We start from the raw sequence: 17,157 nt of genomic DNA on the forward strand, positions 1-17,157 counted from the left end.
TCCAATTGAACTGGGAGCTGATATGTGCGCTGCACCTACGCAACAACGGACCACACCGCCGGCTGGTGTCGACGTTGATAGTGAGACCGTGATTGCTGGGCGGGTCGTCGACGACTCCGGGCAGCCGGTTGGTGGCGCGTTTGTGCGACTGCTGGACGCGTCGGACGAGTTCACCGCGGAGGTGGTCGCGTCGCGCACCGGTGAGTTCCGGGTGTTCGCTTCGCCGGGATCATGGACGGTACGTGCGCGGTCCTCGATCATCGGCAGCGGCGACGCGGTGATCACCCCGGTGGGCCCGGGTATCCACGAGGTGGACATCAAAATCACTACCTGGACCGCTGGCTGCTAGATACGAAATTGCCGGCAGCGCAGCCAGCATCGCCCGGTTGCTCGAAACGCGCGGTGCCGACGCCACCCCGCGCGTGCATGGCCACCAAGATAGGACGCGCACCACTGACTAGGCTCCGCGCGGTGCTCGTTAGCCGGACCATGACCCAGCCGCCCTGAGACGGATTTATCTCAGATCCGATGCGAGACAATGACCCACGATCTTCTCAAATCATATGCTGCACGACCGCAATCTAACGTTGCAAGAAATCAAATGAGAATGGACAGAGCGGATCAGCGCTAAGTCCCAGCCGGCGCGAAACTGTTAGTACCGCGATCGGCGGCTGGTCGGGTTGCGGGCCGGGTGATCCGGGAGCGCGCGGAAAACGCCATGGACTTCGGACACTATCCCAGCACGGTCACCGTGGTGTCCCTGCCCGAGGATGACGAATTGCATCGTCACGCGCGGGCTGTGATCGCGGGCGCGTGGCCGAGATTCTGGTTGCTACAGCCGATGTCGGGTTCTACGGGTGGGTCTCGGCCGCCGAGGTGGGTGGCGTTGGTTAACGAATTGGTCAGCGCGCTTTCCACGGCACGAATCATCGCCCGCGGGCCGAAGGCTCTCTATGCCGTTGGCGACTCAATGATGCGGCAGACGGTCGCGGCCTGTCCGCGGCGTTGATCGCTGCGGGCGGTCTGTAGCGCAGCGGCCAGCGTGGTGCGTAGGGCGCGTAGGTCGGTGATGGCGCGGTCGATGTCGCGAATGTGCTTGTCGAGCAGCGCGGTGACCTGCTCACAGGGGGCCATGCCGCGGCGATGCAGGTCGAGGATGTCTTTGATCTCCGACAACGTCAGGCCGAGGGTCCGGGCCCGCACGATAAACCGCAGGATCGCGATGTCGTCGTCGCTGAACAGCCGGTAGCCGGCTTGGGTGCGCTCAGCCGGCGGCAGCAGCCCCTTGGCTTCCCAGATCCGGATGGCCTTGGCCGAGACGCCGACGGCGTCGGCGGCGTCACCGACGGTGTGCGTCACAAGGGCTCGTTCACGGACGGCGGCCGCAATCGATGACCCTTCCCGGCCGCGGGGTTCAAGGGTAGCCGTGCGAATCTCACTCATTGGTCGTTAGGGGCGCGGTGTCGGCGTCGCGAGTCCGTTTACCCTTCCTCCTATTCCGGCTGAATTGCAGAAGTCGTCCGGCAGCGCCGCGCTCCTTCGCGAAGGGCAACGTCAATGGTGGCTCCAACGGTAGGGGTTACCCTAGGGGCAAGGTCAAGGGTACGCCGCGGCAACCGGCCCGAAATTAATACAGCGCCCTAGCCGACGATTAGGTTCCGGTCTCACGGTGCGAGCCTGATAAAGCCGGGCGGCATAGGCCGTGCCGGCGACGGCTCCACCGGACCGCCACCGCCGTCTCCATCACCGCTGCCGCCACCGCCGTTGCCACCGCTGGGGCCGCTGCCAGCAGCGCCGCCCGGCTGAGAAGCATCCGCAGGGGGCTCCACCTCTTGCGGTGGCGGCGGCGATTGTTTTGGTGGCGGCGGTGCGGCGATCGGCGGCGGTGGTGTCAGGATATGCGCCGTCGGCGGCGGTGGTGCCGGAATCTGCGGCGGGTCCGGTAAGCGGGGATCCCCCGCGGAAACCGCTCCGATCAGCGAGGCGAGTATTTCACCATACACGTCTGACCGGCCGCCCCCGTAGCGGCGCGCCACAATAACGCCACCGTCCGTCAAGTGGGGCACCGTTACGGTGCCCGTCGGTTCCTGCCACGCCGCCGGCATGTTGGTCATATCCAAACCCGGCGGCGGCTCCCGCAGATCGCTTCCTGAGTTGACTGTGTTGTGCGTGTACGCGGCGACCCGGTCCGTCGGTTCATTCGATACCGGCTCGGGATTAGCCCTAATGGAAGCTATTTTGCTTTGATCGTATGGGCAGTAGATTTCCACTGCGGCAGTGATGAATCGGGTCATGGTGGTCGTGAGGCGGGCGGGGTATAGGCGCATGGTCGGGTCTATGTTGTACGCATCGTTTCTAAGCCCGTCCAGTATGTCGTTCGCCGGCATGCCGCCATCGAGTTTGCGACAAACTTTGTGGGCTGCGGCGATGACGCGTGGCACGTTCTTGATGGCAGGGATTTCTTCTTTATCGAGCAGCGCCAGAAACTGATTGTCCTGACTTGGGTCGGCCACTGCTGCACCGCCGCTCAGAACTGCGGCGCCGGTTAGCACCACGATGGCGGTAACCAGGGCACCGGCGCGGCTAGTGATGCCGGTGAACATGGTAGGGGTTTCCGTTCTGCTAGGGTGCCAACGGCGTCGCGAGCCATTGGCCGTCGGCGATACCGTGGTCGGTCTCGTGATGTGAGCCCTTGCGTCGCAAAATGTTTCGCTACGGCGCCGGTGCTCGAAGCATCAGTGCGAAGTGATGGATTGCGTAGCCATGAATCGACGTTGGTGGGTGTGCGGCATGGTGGCCGACGGGGACCATGAGGCCCAATTACGTTGTGGCTCAGTTCATGTTCGCCTCCCGTTGCGGGAATGCGGTGAAGGCATCACCGCCGGCAACTTCAACGATAGAGATTGCCGCGAGGGCAAGGTCAAGGCGCAGCGTCGAAATAATTCACGGCCCGCGGCGTCCCGGGCCATCGGTTTTCGGTGATAGCGCTGTAATCGCGTAAGCCAATGCGCTCCAGTATGTTTCAGTACTGTATCCGGCCGAATGATCAGCTGCAGTTATGACCGCGTGAACTCGATGAATCCAATCGACCGGCGACGGCGTGCCCTAACACTTGACCTTGCCCCAGGGGCAACGCATAGCTTGGGGTTGCTCGTCGGCTAATGCGACGCGCGACGCGCACGCCGCCGAGAGCGTGAGCCAATGACGGGGCAACAATGTGAAGGGAGCGTTCGAGATGGCATTGCATGGGTTCTTTGTGAAGGCGGCGCCCCACGTGTTGACTTTTGCGGCGTATGAGGCGCTCCACCGGGTGGTGGCGAAGGCTCCGTGGCGGGAGGCAACGGTTTCGGCGATGGCCTGTGGTGTGCGCGGTGTCCGCAAGGCTGAGGAGAAGACCGAGCGGGCTCGACTGACGGCCGCCGACATGTTCGCCGAGGCGATAGAGCGCAGCGGGGAGAAAGCTCCGCTGTCAGCCGTGCCGGACGAGAAAGCTCCACCCCGGCCGCGGCGGACTGGGAAGACCAGGACCACTGATGCTGACGATTGATGCTCACCGGGATGTCGGCCTGACCGTCGCATCCGACGCGGCAGGGCGGATGCGTGTACACACCAATGGGTTTCGTATCGACGGCGGCCGCGCCGCCGCAATCGAGGAAATGCTCGGCAAGCTGAGCGGTGTGCGCGCCGTGCAGGTCTATCCGCGCACGGCATCCGTGGTGATCCGGTATTCGCCCGCTGCCTGCGACACCGCTACCATCTTGTCGGCGATCACCGATGCAGAGCACACCCCTGCCATGTCGGTGGCCGCACGTGCCCCCCGCTCGGCTGACACCGGCAACCGCGACATAGCGAGCAAAGTCACCGGGATCGGACGGACGCTGGTAGGCCTGCGCCATGACGTGCCAGACCGTCCGCCGCAGATCGAGCGGCAGCTGAAAGCTTCGAAGACAATCGACACGGTCGTGTTCGACAAGACCGGCACCCTCACCCGCGCCCAGATGCACCTAACCGACGTGATTGTCGGCAAGCACCGCTGGCCCAATCTGGTGTTGCGGCTTGCCGCCGCGGTCGAGGCGTCCTCCGAACACCCCATCGGCGCGGCGATCGTCGCCGCTGCCGAGAAGTGCGGGTTAAACATTCCGGCCGCCACCGCGTTCGCCAACCTCCCCGGGCATGGGGTACGCGCCAAGGTCGACGGCCGGCCCGTGCTGGTGGGGCGGCGCAAGCTCGTCGACGAGCACGATCTGCTTCTGCCCGACCACCTCGCCGCGGCGGCCGCGGAACTGGAAGAGCGGGGCCGCACGGCGGTCTTCGTTGGCCGAGACGACCACGTTGTGGGCGTGCTCGCCGTGGCTGACACGATCAAAGACGACGCTGTCGACGTGGTCCATCACCTGCACACCATGGGTCTGCAGGTCGCCATGATCACCGGCGACAACACCCGCACGGCCGCCGCGATCGCGAAGCAGGTCGGTATCGACCAGGTGCTGGCCGAGGTGATACAGCAAGACAAGGTGACCGAGATTCGCCGGCTACAAGAACAGGGCAGGGTGGTCGCGATGGTCGGCGATGGCGTCAACGACGCCCCCGCCTTGGTGCAGGCCGATCTGGGCGTTGCGATCGGCCGCCGCACCGACGAGACCATCGAAGCCTCCGATATCACGCTGATGTCCGACCGCTTGTACGGTGTCGTGCACGCGATCGAGCTGTCGAGACGGACCCTGCGCACGATCAAGCAGAACCCGGCTGGGCCTTCGGCTACGACACCGCCGCGATCCAACGTGTCGGGCTCGGCTTGCTGAACGCGGTCATCGGAGAATCCATCCACCAGCGCCGGTGTGGACTAACGCTTGACCCTGCCCCAAGGGCAACCCTTAGCTTGGGGCTGCCGTCAACTAACGCGATGCACGAGACCCGCGCCGCCGAAAGCGTCAACGAATGACGGGGCAACAATGTGAAGGGAGCGTTCGAGATGTGGCATGGACTCGTTGGGAAGGCGGTGCCCAAGGTGGTGCCCCACCTGGTGGCCTTTGCGGCGTATGAGGCGCTCCACCGGGTGGTGGCGAAGGCTCCGTGGCGGGAGGCAACGGTTTCGGCGATGGCCTGTGGTGTGCGCGGTGTCCGCAAGGCTGAGGCGAAGAGCGAGCGGGCTCGACTGACGGCCGCCGACATGTTCGCCGAGGCCTTAGAGCGCAGCGGGGAAGCGGTTCCACCGTCCGTGGTGGCCGACGAGGAAGTTTCAACCGCAGCGGCGGCGGACTGGAAAGACCAGGACCTCTGATGCTGACAATTGATGCTCACCGGGACGCCGGCCTGACCGTCGCATCCGACGCGGCGGGCCGGATGCGTATACACACCAACGGGTTTCGCATCGACGGGAGGCGCGCTGTCGCGATCGAGGCCGCGGTCGGCAAGCTGACCGGTGTGCGTACCGTGCGTGTCTATCCGCGCACGGCATCCGTGGTGATCCGGTATTCACCCGAGCAGTGCGAGTCCGCTGCCGTCCTGGCGGCGATCACCGAGGCGGAGCACAGCCCTGCCGCGTCGGAGCCCGCGCATGCCCCGGCTGGTACCGGCAACGGCGGCATCGTGGGGAAAGTCGTCGGCGGGATCGGACGGACGCTGTTGGGCCTGCGCCGGGACCCGCAAGAAGCTCCACCGGAGATCGAAAGATTGCGAAAGGCGCTAGAAGGCATCGGCTATCGGCTCGAGCCGATGACCGCGACTCAGCTCTCGCCGCGCGAGGAGGCCAAGCGCGGGATTCGGGCCTGGTTACGGCGAGTGTGGGTGGCCTGGCCGTTGGGGCTGTTGGCGTCTGGCTTGACGATGTTTTTCGGCGGCTACCCGTGGGCGGGGTGGCTGGCCTTCGCCGCGACAGTGCCTGTGCAATTCGTGGCCGGGTGGCCGTTCCTGTTAGGGGCGGCGCAGCGGGCGCGGGAGAGAACCGCGAACATGGACACCCTGATCGCGCTCGGCACGTTGACCGCGTTCATCTACTCCACCTATCAGTTGCTCGTCGGCGGGCCGCTGTTCTTCGACACCTCGGCATTGATCATCGCCTTCGTGGTGCTGGGCCGCTATTTCGAGGCCAGAGCCCACGGCAAGACCCGGGAGGCGATCAGCAAGCTGCTGGAGATGGGCGCCAAGGAAGCCTGCCTGCTCGTCGACGGCCAGGAGCTCCTGGTGCCGGTCGATCGGGTGCACGTCGGAAACCTGGTGCTGGTCCGGCCAGGAGAGAAGATCCCGGTCGACGGTCAGGTCATCGCTGGGCGTGCTGCCGTCGATGAGTCGATGCTGACGGGCGAGTCTGTTCCGGTTGAAAAATCGGTGGGCGACCATGTCGCCGGGGCCACCGTCAACGTCGATGGGCTGTTGACGGTGCGCGCCACCGCCGTCGGGGCCGACACCGCGCTGGCGCAGATTGTGCGCCTGGTCGAGCAGGCGCAGGGTGGCAAGGCTCCGGTACAGCGCCTGGCCGATCGGGTTTCTGCGGTGTTCGTGCCGGCTGTCCTCGGCGTTGCCGCGGCGACGTTTGTCGGCTGGACGCTGTTGGCCGCCAACCCGCTGGCCGGCATGACTGCGGCGGTCGGGGTGCTGATCATCGCGTGCCCGTGTGCGCTGGGCCTGGCCACCCCCACGGCGATCATGGTCGGCACCGGCCGGGGCGCCGACATGGGGATCCTGGTCAAGGGCGGTGAGGTGCTGGAAGCCTCGAAGAAGATCGACACCGTGGTGTTCGACAAGACCGGCACCGTCACCCAGGCCCAGATGCGGCTCACCGATGTGATCGCCGGCAAGCGCCGTCAACCCAGTCTGGTGTTGCGGCTCGCCGCCGCGGTCGAGTCGGGCTCCGAGCACCCCATCGGCGCCGCGATCGTCGCCGGGGCACGTGAACGGGGGTTGGAGATTCCGGCCGCCACGGCGTTCACCAACCTCGCCGGGCACGGAGTGCGAGCCGAGGTCGACGGCCAGCCCGTGCTGGTCGGGCGGCGCAAGCTCGTCGACGAGGACGATGTGGTTCTGCCCGAACACCTTGCCGCGGCGGCCGAGGAGCTCGAAGAACAGGGCCGCACCGCGGTATTCGTCGGCCGCGGCGGTCATGTTGTGGGTGTGCTCGCGGTGGCGGACGCGATCAAGGACGACGCCGCCGACGTGGTCCGTCAGCTGCATGACATGGGGCTGCAGGTCGCGATGATCACCGGGGACAACGCCCGCACGGCTGCGGCCATCGCACAACAGGTCGGCATCGACCGGGTGCTGGCCGAGGTGTTGCCGCAAGACAAGGTGACCGAGGTTCGCCGACTACAAGACGAGGGCCGCGTGGTCGCGATGGTCGGCGACGGCGTCAACGACGCGCCCGCCCTGGTGCAGGCCGATCTGGGCATTGCGATCGGCACCGGTACCGACGTGGCCATCGAGGCGTCCGATATCACCCTGATGTCTGGGCGGCTCGACGGTGTCGTGCATGCGATTGAGCTGTCCAGGCGGACGCTGCGCACCATCTATCAGAACCTTGGCTGGGCCTTCGGCTACAACACCGCCGCGATCCCGCTGGCCGCGTTCGGCGTGCTGAACCCGATTGTTGCGGGCGCGGCGATGGGACTCTCCTCGGTCAGCGTGGTGACCAACTCGCTGCGGCTACGCCGGTTCGGACGCGATTATGCGGTGTAGCGGATCTTGATCGCCGACCTCGCGCTGCGGTGGACGGTTACCGTCCTTTTCGGTGCAAGCCTCGCGGGACACGTGTATGGCCTTGTCGCGCAACGTGAACGCTGGATATGCACCGTCGAGCGCCTGTTCCACATCGTGATGTGCGCGGCGATGGTTGTGATGGCCTGGCCCGTCGGGATGAAACTTTCCACGCTCGCGCCGATGGTCTTCTTCCTAGCGGCGGCGGTCTGGTTCGTGCTTGTGGCCGCCCACGTATTCTCCCGCGACGCCGGCCGACTGACCAACGGCTACCACGCCGTAATGATGGCGGCGGTGACTTGGCTGTACGCGGTGGACAGCGGCGGCCCGCTGGGCGCGCACAGTCACTCACCCGACCATGCGATGCCCGGCATGGACATGTCGGGCATCGCGACAGCCGCACCCGGGTGGATTACCACCGTCGACTGGATCGCGGCTGTCGGATTCGCAAGTGCGGCAGCCTACTGGCTGTACCGGTATTTCGCCCAGCGGAAAACCAACACCCCGCCTCCCGGAGACTGGGGAACGCTATGTCACGCGTTCATGGCCTCCGGCATGGCCGTCATGTTCGGCGTGATGCTGTAGGAACCGAAGATATGACCCGTCCGCAGTTCGGCGGACGAGCGATGCTGCGCCACGCCGTTCCCTGCATCGCCCAGAGACGGGCCGCTTTCCTTCACGCCGGTTCAGCGCGGCCATTTCGACTTTGCCGGCTCGCCCAGATATTCACAGGTTTCGCAAGCCAGACGGCAGCGCCGTAGGCCGAGTGATTATTGCGGATCGACTTTGGTACTTGCATTGGATGCCCTGCCGTTCGCATCGATGGCACCGAGCGAGGCCAGCGAATCCGGCACTGCCCCAATATCTAGCGACCAAAGGCCGCTCGTCAACAGCCGCGCTCGGAAGCGTTCGAATCGCAGCACTCACCAAGGCGCCGTTACAATCGGCCACCATGGCACGCTACGGAGCACCGGGCAACGGCGGTGACGATGAAACCATGCGTCTCAATTCCGGCAACAATGGAAAGCAGCCCCCACCTGCCCGCTGGTACCGCAAGCCCGTGGTGCTGTTGGGTGTGGTCGTGGCGGTCCTGATCGCGCTGATCATTTGGGGTATCGTCGCGCTGTTCAGCGGCAACCAGGGTGGCGCGCCCTCTGTACCGACGACCACACCCGCGCCGACGAGCAGCGCGACAACCGCGCCGACAACGACCACCACCACAGCGCCGCCGGGTGGCTTTCATCTGCCGACACTGCCATCGGAGATAACCCTACCGTCGGTAATCACCCTGCCGTCGCTGCCGTAACCATGGGGCACTCAGTGGTGTTCGTCCGACGGTGTTCAGGATGGCACTCAGGCAGGGCCATCGCGTGCCGACCTCAAATGACAAAGTCTCCGGCCACGTGAGTACGGACAGCTGGTGAGGCCACGACGCGCAATAGCAACTGTGGGCGCTCACGGATCGCGACTGTCACCACCGGGGTGATTCAAATTCCGGCTCATTGCGGTGGTCGCAACATGAATCCGACACCACGCACGGTGTGGATCATCGGCTCCTCGGCGGCGTCGATCTTCCTGCGAAGGTAGGAGATGTACAGGTCAACGATGCTGGGACGCCCGGCAAAGTCGTAATTCCAAACGCGGTGAAGAATTTCGGTGCGGGTCAGCACCCGCCGCGGATTGCGCATCAGGAAGCGCAGGAGTTGAAACTCCGTTGCTGTCAGCGACAGCGGTGTCGATCCACGTGTGACTTCACGGCCGCCATCGTCGAGTGTGAGGTCGCCCACTGTGAGGACCTCGCCGGCCGCTGCGGCGAAATGGTGGGAGCGGCGAAGGAGCGTGCGCAGCCTGGCGGCCAACTCCTCGAGGCTAAACGGCTTACTCATGTAGTCGTCAGCGCCGGCGTTAAGGCCGGTGCCCCGGTCCATCCTCGAATCGGGTGCGGTGAGAAACACGATGGGGATGTAGGCGTCCAATTCGCGGACTCGCTGCAGAATCTGCAGCGAGTCGATGTCGGAAAGCATGATGTCGACGACGAGTACGTCGGGGCCAGCTTTATCGAACTTGGCCGCCGCCTCTCGCCCGTTATGGGCGACATCGACAACCCACCCTTCGTAATGCAGGGCCATTTTGACCAGGTTGGTCAGTGCAGGTTGGTCGTCGATCAGCAAAACTCGGATCGGCGATCCATCGGCACGATAGATGCGCGGCGGCTCGGCGAGGACCGCCTCGCGCGGCCGCTGCCGGTCTCCTGAACCCGATATTGGCGTCACGCCCCTGCATTCTCCCGCGCGCATGAGCGGATTGTCACGGATTCATAGCCGTCTCAAATGTTGTCGGGGCGCCGGACCGGGACCCTGCAGGACGGTGGCGGGGCCGATCGGTCGCCGGGTCTTCAGCGCGATGCCGGAAAAGCCTAGGATCGCGCGCCGATCCACAGGGCGGCAGCGATGACAGCGACCATTCCGATAATCCACATCGCCATGCCTTCTGGCGCCGGGCCGAAGTTGCCGAGGCCGTAGCCACCGTAATTGGGGGTGTTGTCGCCGGCGGCCTTGCGTACGTAGGCGATGATGTCGCGCTTGGTCTCTGGCGATAGTTGGCGGTCGGAAAACTTAGGCATGTTCTGCGGGCCGGTCAGCATGGCGGTGTAAATCTGCGCCGGTTCGGCTGCTCCGATGTCAGGAGCGTACTTACCCGACGATAACGCGCCACCCTTGCCGACAAAGTTGTGGCAGGACGCACAATTGAGCCGAAACAAGTCACCGCCGCGGGCGACGTCGTCGCCGAGCAGCGACTGCTGCGCGACGCTGCCGTCGGGGTTGCGGATCACTGTCGGGCCCCCGCCGCTAGCTTGCACATAGGCACCCAGGGCATCGACCTGCGCCGCGTCGAAGATCGGCTCCTTGCGCGGTGCCTGCGCCTCGCCGCGCGCCGCCGGCATGCGGCCGGTGGACACCTGGAAGTAGACCGCGGCCTCACCGACGCCGATCAGGCTGGGCCCGCGGTCGGCCACGCCCTGCAGATTGGCGCCGTGGCAGGATGGGTAATCGATCCGCGAAAAGACCCGCAGCGCAGCGCATTCACTGCTGAAAATGATGCCTCGATCACCCGCCCTCTTTCTTCTGCCGCCGGTCATTGGACTGCCCACCCGCCGCGCGAACACAGAGAAGGGCTGACTGGCTGCGGCCTGGGTCGCAGCTACCGCTGATCGGATCGGTGGGCAGCACGGCGGTGATCCCGGCGATGATGAGTGAGGTCGGCGAGTGAATGGCGTGCGCCACGGCCCGCCAGTTTGCGCCGATGCCGTAGCCGATTCCGGCCAGTGCCGCGGTCTAAGGTAGACAGCCCAGCAGGGTGTAGACACCGAAGCGGAGCGGCCGCATGTCGGCGAGCCCGGCCGGCAGTGAGATGAAGGCGCGGATGACCGACAGCAGGCGTCCGAAGAACACCGACGCCGCACCGTGCCGGGAAAACCATTGCTGCGCTCGATCGAGGCGGGTCTGGTTTAGCCACCAGTGGTGGCCCCAGCGGCGTAGTGCGGCGCGGCCGCCGTAGCGGCCCGCCGCCCAGCCAAGGTAGCTGCCGACCAGGTTGCCGCCGGTGCCGGCGGTGATCACCAGCGCGAGGTCCATGTGTACGCCGGCCACGGCGCCACCGGCCAGTGCCCACCGAGCAGCATGGTGACCTCGGAGGCTATCGGGATGCCGGCCGACTCGGCCACCATCAGCACGAAGATCGCGACAAGCCCGAAGCTGACGATGAACTGTTGCATGAAGTGCTCTTTCTGGACCGTCCCCGGCGGTCGTGGGGCAGGCGATGCCTGACACGGCGAACCTGATCGCCGGAAAGATGTATATTGATATTGCAATGTTTATATGTTAACGTCAATGCGCGATGAGCTGAACTCGTGCCAACAGAGCAGCACGGGAGAGAGGGTACGGATAGCGATGCTGCATGGAATTTTGGGCAAAGCGGGCGCTGCGGTCTTCACCGGCCTGGTTGGGGTGAGCGCTTATGAGGTGCTGAAGAAGGCGGTGGGGAAGGCCCCGGTTCGACGGGCCGCGGTCGCTACGACCGAGTTGGGGTTGCGCGGAACCCGACGTGCCGAGGTGGCTGCGGAGTCGGCGCGGTTGAAGGTCTCCGATGTGGTGGCCGAGGCCCGGGGGCGCATCGGCGAAGAGGTGCCTCCGCCCGCAGCTGCGGACGTCCATGACCACGACCACTGATTGCGTTTCATGACTGTTGTCGACGACACTGCCTTGGAGGTCGTTTCGGGCGGGGCTGCCGATGACCCTGCGCTCGAGGTTGTTTCGGATGCGGCCGGGCGGATGCGGGTTGTGGTTTCGTGGGTCTGCTCGAATTCGCGCCGCGCTGTGGCGGTTGAAGAGCAGGTTGGGCGCCAGCACGGGGTTCGGGCGGTGCACGCCTATCCGCATACCGGATCGGTTGTGGTGTGGTATTCGCCGAAGCGCTGTGATCGCTCGTCGCTGCTGGAGGCGATTCGCTCAGCCGAACATGTCGCCGATAACCTGATCCCGGCGCGCTCGCCGCGGTCGTCGGACGTCCGTAACACCGATGTGCTGCGCATGGTGATCGGCGGGGCAGCGCTGGCGCTACTGGGGATCCGCCGTTACGGCTTCGGGCAGCCGCCGCTGCTGAGTGCGAGCGGCCAGCTGGTCGCAACGGGCGTGACCATCTTCACCGGGTATCCGTTCCTGCGTGGTGCGCTGCGTTCGCTGCGCTCGGGCCGTGCCGGCACTGATGCGTTGGTGTCGGCGGCAACAATAGCGAGTCTGGTGCTGCGCGAGAACGTGGTGGCGCTGACGGTGTTGTGGCTACTGAATATCGGCGAGTATCTGCAAGATCTGACCGTGCGCCGGACCCGGCGGGCCATCTCCGAGCTGCTGCGCGGCACCCAGGACACCGCCTGGATCCGCCTAGGCGACGGTACCGAGGTGCAGGTGCCGATCGATACCGTGGAGATCGGCGATCAGGTGGTGGTGCACGATCACGTGGCGATACCGGTCGACGGCGAAGTGATCGACGGAGAGGCGATAGTCGACCAGTCCGCGATCACCGGAGAAAACCTGCCGGTCAGCATCGTCGTTGGATCGAAGGTGCACGCCGGTTCGGTGGTGGTGCGCGGACGGCTGGTGGTACGCGCCAGCGCAGTGGGCAGTCAAACCGTGATCGGGCGCATCATCACCCGCGTCGAAGAGGCGCAACTCGATCGGGCACCGATCCAAACCGTTGGCGAGAACTTCTCCCGCCGCTTTGTTCCCGCCTCGTTCATTTTGTCCGCGCTCACCTTGGCGGTCACTGGAGATGTCCGGCGCGCGATGACGATGCTGCTAATCGCCTGCCCATGCGCGGTGGGGCTGTCCACGCCGACGGCGATCAGCGCCGCGATCGGCAACGGGGCACGTCGCGGCATCCTGATCAAGGGCGGTTCGCACCTCGAACAGGCCGGGCGGGTGGACGCGATGGTGTTCGACAAAACCGGCACGCTGACCGTGGGGCGCCCAGTGGTGACGAACATCGTCGCATTCCATAAGGACTGGCAGCCCGAAGAGGTGCTGGCCTATGCGGCCAGCTCGGAGATCCACTCGCGTCACCCGCTGGCCGAGGCAGTGATCCGCTCGACCGAGGAACGCCATATCAGCATTCCGCCGCACGAGGAATGTGAGGTGCTGGTGGGGCTGGGCATGCGGACCTGGGCCGACGGGCGGATCCTGCTGCTGGGCAGCCCGTCACTGCTGCGCAGCGAGAAGATCCGGGTGTCGAAGAAGGCCGCAGAGTGGGTCGAGAAGCTGCGCAAGCAGGCCGAAACCCCGCTGTTGCTCGCGGTGGACGGCAAGCTGGTGGGGTTGATCAGTCTGCGCGACGAAGTCCGGCCCGAGGCGGCCGAAGTCCTGAAAAGATTGCGGGACAACGGGATCCGCCGGATTGTCATGCTCACCGGTGATCATCCCGAGACCGCCGCAGCGGTCGCCGGCGAATTGGGCATCGACGAGTGGCGCGCCGAAGTGCTCCCGGACGACAAACTCCAGGTGGTGCGCGCCCTGCAAGGCGAGGGCTACGTGGTGGGGATGGTCGGCGACGGGGTCAACGACGCCCCCGCCCTGGCGACCGCCGACATCGGAATCGCCATGGGCCTGGCCGGAACCGATGTGGCCGTCGAAACCGCCGACGTGGCGTTGGCCAACGACAACCTCGAACGCCTGCTCGACGTGCGAGACCTGGGCGGACGCGCGGTGGAGGTCATCCGCCAGAACTACGGCATGTCCATCGCGGTCAACGCTGCCGGCCTGCTCATCGGCGCCGGCGGCGCACTATCTCCGGTGCTCGCCGCGATCCTGCATAACGCGTCCTCGGTAGCGGTAGTCACCAACAGTTCCCGACTGATCCGCTACCGCCTTGCCTGAGGCCCGAGCAACCATGGCGTCGGGCACCCGGCCGCCAAACCATATCGTCGTGGACGACAGAGCGTCACGAAATCCGCGCCCCACGGCCGGTGAGCCTCGTCACCCAGGTGCGGACGGGGACACAGGTGCGGAGGGGGACGATGACATCGATGACCGCGTCACCGCTGCGATGATTCAGATCGTGCGCCAGACCAGGAACTCGCTTGTGTGATCGAGCCCAGGGTGTGGCCTGCCCAGCTACCGTCAGGCCACATCCCGCGTAGCACCTGATGGGGTGTGCTGCTCCGAGCGCGCCGAGCAATCTGATCGGTGCGGTAAAGACTGCGCGCTCGACGCGGGCAAACCGCCGATTCGCGACAGACCGCAACCCGAGCCGGTCGAGCTTCGTCGGCCGGAAATAGAACAACCTGTACGGCATCGGTGACTTGTGTCACCCGGTCGCTCGTACCGACCCTGATGAAGGCGCTCGCGGCGTTCGCCGGATACGGCACGCATGGGCATAACGGAACTGGCGCATGTCAATCGCCGCGAGCTATCAGGCGCGGCGAGGGCTGCCTGGCGTGGTGGATGCTCAAATCAGGAGCGATGCGCCGGACCGTGTGGTTCGGTGCAATGTTCCTCGCCAGTGTGGCCATCGGCGACAGCGTGGTCGACTTGCAAGGTAGTGTGCGCGAGCCCGAACTCGTCATGCAGCACCGTTTCGATGTGACAGCGGACCGCGGGAGAGTCGGCGTCGTCGGCGACGAGCACATGTGCTGACAGCGACGGCTGGCCGGAGGTGATCTGCCAAATGTGCAGGTCGTGCACCTCGACCACCTGTGATACCGCGACAACCCTGGCACCAATCTCAGCCGGATTCAGATCCGCTGGGGCGGCCTCTAAAAAGATCCGGCCTGACTCGCGGACCAGGCCCCACCCGGCGCGGGCCATCAGCGCAGCCACAAGCAAAGCCGCAATGGCGTCGGCGCGCGCGAAGCCAGTCACCCACACCACCACACCGGCAATCGCGGTGCCAATGAAGGCATACAGGTCGTTGAGGATGTGCTGAAAAGCGCCCTCCACGTTCAAACTGGTGCGATTCGCGCGGCTGATTGACCAGGTCGCGGCAATGTTCACCACGATCCCGGCCAGCGCGGTGAACAGCACCAGCGGGCCGGCAACCTCCGGCGGGGCGATCAGCCGACGCACCCCCTCGTAGACGAACCACACTGTCAGCAGCAGCAGCGTGAGTCCATTGGCCTGCGCGGAAAGGATCTCCACGCGCTTGAACCCGTAGGTGTAGCGGCCCCGCGCCGGACGCCCCGCCAACCGGATCGCGATCAGCGCCAACACAATCGACGCCGCGTCGGTGAGCATGTGGCCCGCGTCGGAGATCAACGCCAGCGAGTTCGCGACCAGGCCGATAACCACCTCGACGGCCATGAACGCCACGATCAGACCCAGCGCGATCGCTAACCATTTACGGTCCGCGTCCGCCGATACCCCATGAGCATGGTCATTCCCATGCCCGTGTGCGGCCTGCTCCGGCGTCGGGGGCTCCGCTTCGCGCTTAGGGTCAGTGATGTCCGCCACGATAACCCCCGTGGTGGCCACCGTAATTTCCCTCACCGAACAATCCACCCAGAAAGCCTCTCGGGCGAGGAGCTTCGACATATACCGGCTGCGCGGGGTACTGCTGGGGCGGATAGGCCCCCGCCGGCGGCTGCTGGGCGGCGTAGAACTTGCCTTCGGCCTCGGAGAGCTGCTCGAGCTCTCCGCGATCAAGGAAAATGCCGCCGCAGCCGGTGCACTGATCGATCGTCACCCCAAACCGCTGCACCGGCAGCATCTGCGACACACACCGCGGACACAGCAGCGTCGACCCTTTGGTCTCGGTTGATCCGCGCTTGTCGTCCACATGGCCTCCTCGGTTTGCATAGCAACGGTTCCCCCAGGCTAGCAAATGATGTAAGCATGCGCATATGTGAATTCCTGGATGTGCTTCACCTTGGCCGGCGCCGGTCAGCCGGCGGAAGCGTGCGCGGGCGCGGGTGCGGATATCGCGCGAGCCGCCGCGCTGTTACGCCGACGGGCATGCACCAGACTCGCGGCCGCGACGGCCAGGCAGGCGGCGGCGGGCAGGATCAGCGCGTGGTCACCGATCCGTCCACCGATCACCGCCCCGGCGGCGCCGCCGCCGAGGAACAGCACGACCGTGGTGGTCAGTACGGTGACCTTCCAGGTGTCGAGCCCGTGGCGGCTGCGGCCCAGCATGAACCCGAGGTCGGTCATGGTGCCGGTGAAGTGTGTGGTGCGAATCGCCATCCCGCGAAAATTCGACGTCATTCCGTTTTGCAGCCCGCACGCGGCGGCGGCCAGCAGCGCCTTGACCCCAGCCAGTCCCGCGGCGATGGCCGCGAGCAGCAGCACGGCTTCGCCGAGCAGGACTGCGCCGTGGCGGAGGCCGGTGTTAGCCCGGGTGCCACCCAACGTCAGGCCCGCACCGGCGGCTCCGAGCAGGAACCCGAACACAATCAGCGCGATCATGCAGCTCTCATACAGCAGCGGATTGGCTGAATCCATGCCCAGTTGCGTGGTCAAGGCGGTGAGGTTGCCCACCGGCAACGCCAAAACCAGCAGCGCGACCGAATTGACGAACCCGGCAACTGCGGCCAGCAGCCCGCTGTAGCCCAGCACGAGCAACCGCGGTGGCAAGTGTCGGACTGTAAGTGTCTGCGGCATCGTCTCTTTCATCTCCAGTGATCGGCGCGACGCTAACACGAACGCCTTAAAACCAGGCGACGCCACCGACGCGCCCGCCTAAACAATCGCCAAACCGAACGACGTTGCTGTCGGGATGCGGCCCAACGCTGAACTAGCGACCATCGGCGTCCGGTCCTTGCATGCGTAAATCACTATATATTAATATGAGTTTTTCAACCAGCGGTAGGGAATCGTTGATGGCTCTCATCGCAGTTCTGCTCTATGTCGTGTTCGGTGTGCTCGGGTTCGGGTGGCGCAGCTGGCAGCAGTGGCGCACGACCGGATCGACCGGCTTCAG

The 17,157-nt window shown here is 65.4% G+C and carries 16 protein-coding genes and 3 pseudogenes; 10 read left to right on the forward strand and 9 right to left on the reverse strand.

Features of this window, described 5'->3' with window-relative positions:
* Positions 1 to 22 precede the first annotated feature (22 nt).
* Positions 23 to 349, forward strand: coding sequence for a DUF1416 domain-containing protein (locus AC5Y5W_RS13615; RefSeq protein WP_500013719.1), 327 nt, complete (start codon positions 23 to 25; stop codon positions 347 to 349).
* A 602-nt stretch (positions 350 to 951) separates the two neighbouring features.
* Here the strand turns inward: AC5Y5W_RS13615 and AC5Y5W_RS13620 are convergent.
* Together AC5Y5W_RS13620 and AC5Y5W_RS13625 are read right to left on the reverse strand one after the other, a co-directional pair.
* Positions 952 to 1,359 carry a MerR family transcriptional regulator gene (locus AC5Y5W_RS13620; protein WP_500013717.1) on the reverse strand — a complete coding sequence of 136 codons (408 nt, stop codon included), beginning with the start codon at positions 1,357 to 1,359 and terminating at the stop codon, positions 952 to 954.
* 305 nt (positions 1,360 to 1,664) lie between these two features.
* A complete protein-coding gene (locus AC5Y5W_RS13625; protein ID WP_500013715.1) occupies positions 1,665 to 2,603 on the reverse strand; it encodes a DUF732 domain-containing protein in 939 nt (312 codons plus the stop codon).
* A gap of 632 nt (positions 2,604 to 3,235) precedes the next feature.
* Here AC5Y5W_RS13625 and AC5Y5W_RS13630 point away from each other — a divergent pair.
* The 6 genes and pseudogenes from AC5Y5W_RS13630 to AC5Y5W_RS13655 all read left to right on the forward strand — a co-directional run bounded on the left by AC5Y5W_RS13630 (position 3,236) and on the right by AC5Y5W_RS13655 (position 8,995).
* Positions 3,236 to 3,547 carry a DUF1490 family protein gene (locus AC5Y5W_RS13630; protein ID WP_500013713.1) on the forward strand — a complete coding sequence of 104 codons (312 nt, stop codon included), beginning with the start codon at positions 3,236 to 3,238 and terminating at the stop codon, positions 3,545 to 3,547.
* A gap of 385 nt (positions 3,548 to 3,932) precedes the next feature.
* Positions 3,933 to 4,813 (forward strand): annotated as a pseudogene (locus AC5Y5W_RS13635) (HAD-IC family P-type ATPase); the annotation flags it as partial.
* 141 nt (positions 4,814 to 4,954) lie between these two features.
* Positions 4,955 to 5,281, forward strand: a complete 327-nt coding sequence (locus AC5Y5W_RS13640) for a DUF1490 family protein (protein ID WP_500013711.1) — start codon at positions 4,955 to 4,957, stop codon at positions 5,279 to 5,281.
* A complete protein-coding gene (locus AC5Y5W_RS13645; protein WP_500013709.1) occupies positions 5,281 to 7,671 on the forward strand; it encodes a heavy metal translocating P-type ATPase in 2,391 nt (796 codons plus the stop codon). Before AC5Y5W_RS13640 ends, AC5Y5W_RS13645 begins: the two co-directional genes overlap by 1 nt.
* A gap of 6 nt (positions 7,672 to 7,677) precedes the next feature.
* On the forward strand, positions 7,678 to 8,274 hold the full coding sequence (locus tag AC5Y5W_RS13650; RefSeq protein ID WP_500013707.1) for a DUF5134 domain-containing protein: 597 nt from the start codon (positions 7,678 to 7,680) through the stop codon (positions 8,272 to 8,274).
* Positions 8,275 to 8,641: 367 nt separating this feature from the next.
* Positions 8,642 to 8,995 carry a hypothetical protein gene (locus tag AC5Y5W_RS13655; protein ID WP_500013706.1) on the forward strand — a complete coding sequence of 118 codons (354 nt, stop codon included), beginning with the start codon at positions 8,642 to 8,644 and terminating at the stop codon, positions 8,993 to 8,995.
* A 193-nt stretch (positions 8,996 to 9,188) separates the two neighbouring features.
* Here the strand turns inward: AC5Y5W_RS13655 and AC5Y5W_RS13660 are convergent, their stop codons facing one another.
* From AC5Y5W_RS13660 to AC5Y5W_RS13675, 4 genes and pseudogenes are all read right to left on the reverse strand, one after another.
* Positions 9,189 to 9,962, reverse strand: a complete 774-nt coding sequence (locus AC5Y5W_RS13660; protein WP_500013705.1) for a response regulator transcription factor — start codon at positions 9,960 to 9,962, stop codon at positions 9,189 to 9,191.
* A gap of 143 nt (positions 9,963 to 10,105) precedes the next feature.
* Positions 10,106 to 10,732 (reverse strand): annotated as a pseudogene (gene qcrC / locus AC5Y5W_RS13665) (cytochrome bc1 complex diheme cytochrome c subunit); the annotation flags it as partial.
* A 292-nt stretch (positions 10,733 to 11,024) separates the two neighbouring features.
* Complete coding sequence (locus tag AC5Y5W_RS13670) at positions 11,025 to 11,339, reverse strand: DedA family protein (protein ID WP_500013703.1); 315 nt, start codon at positions 11,337 to 11,339, stop codon at positions 11,025 to 11,027.
* On the reverse strand, positions 11,306 to 11,464 hold the full coding sequence (locus AC5Y5W_RS13675; protein ID WP_500013701.1) for a hypothetical protein: 159 nt from the start codon (positions 11,462 to 11,464) through the stop codon (positions 11,306 to 11,308). Before AC5Y5W_RS13675 ends, AC5Y5W_RS13670 begins: the two co-directional genes overlap by 34 nt.
* Positions 11,465 to 11,639: 175 nt before the next feature.
* Here AC5Y5W_RS13675 and AC5Y5W_RS13680 point away from each other — a divergent pair, with 175 nt between their 5' ends.
* Positions 11,640 to 11,918 (forward strand): DUF1490 family protein, encoded by a 279-nt coding sequence (locus tag AC5Y5W_RS13680; protein ID WP_500013700.1) that lies wholly within the window; start codon positions 11,640 to 11,642, stop codon positions 11,916 to 11,918.
* A 102-nt stretch (positions 11,919 to 12,020) separates the two neighbouring features.
* The gene (gene ctpC, locus AC5Y5W_RS13685) at positions 12,021 to 14,117 is read left to right on the forward strand and encodes a manganese-exporting P-type ATPase CtpC (RefSeq protein ID WP_500013755.1); all 2,097 of its coding nucleotides are present in this window, start codon (positions 12,021 to 12,023) and stop codon (positions 14,115 to 14,117) included.
* Between the two features lie 576 nt (positions 14,118 to 14,693).
* On the opposite strand, the gene AC5Y5W_RS13690 is transcribed toward ctpC, so the two are convergent.
* The 3 genes from AC5Y5W_RS13690 to AC5Y5W_RS13700 form a co-directional block, all read right to left on the reverse strand.
* Positions 14,694 to 15,680 (reverse strand): cation diffusion facilitator family transporter, encoded by a 987-nt coding sequence (locus AC5Y5W_RS13690; RefSeq protein WP_500013753.1) that lies wholly within the window; start codon positions 15,678 to 15,680, stop codon positions 14,694 to 14,696.
* Entirely contained in the window at positions 15,673 to 15,972 is a 300-nt protein-coding gene (locus AC5Y5W_RS13695) for a TFIIB-type zinc ribbon-containing protein (protein ID WP_500013751.1), read from the reverse strand. The genes AC5Y5W_RS13690 and AC5Y5W_RS13695 overlap by 8 nt, the downstream gene beginning before the upstream one ends.
* Positions 15,973 to 16,118: 146 nt before the next feature.
* Positions 16,119 to 16,838, reverse strand: coding sequence for a DUF1275 family protein (locus tag AC5Y5W_RS13700; protein WP_500013698.1), 720 nt, complete (start codon positions 16,836 to 16,838; stop codon positions 16,119 to 16,121).
* A 218-nt stretch (positions 16,839 to 17,056) separates the two neighbouring features.
* Between AC5Y5W_RS13700 and AC5Y5W_RS13705 the strand changes: the two are divergent.
* A pseudogene (locus tag AC5Y5W_RS13705) lies at positions 17,057 to 17,157 on the forward strand (isoprenylcysteine carboxylmethyltransferase family protein); the annotation flags it as partial.

This window comes from Mycobacterium sp. NGS51 (assembly GCF_059812525.1).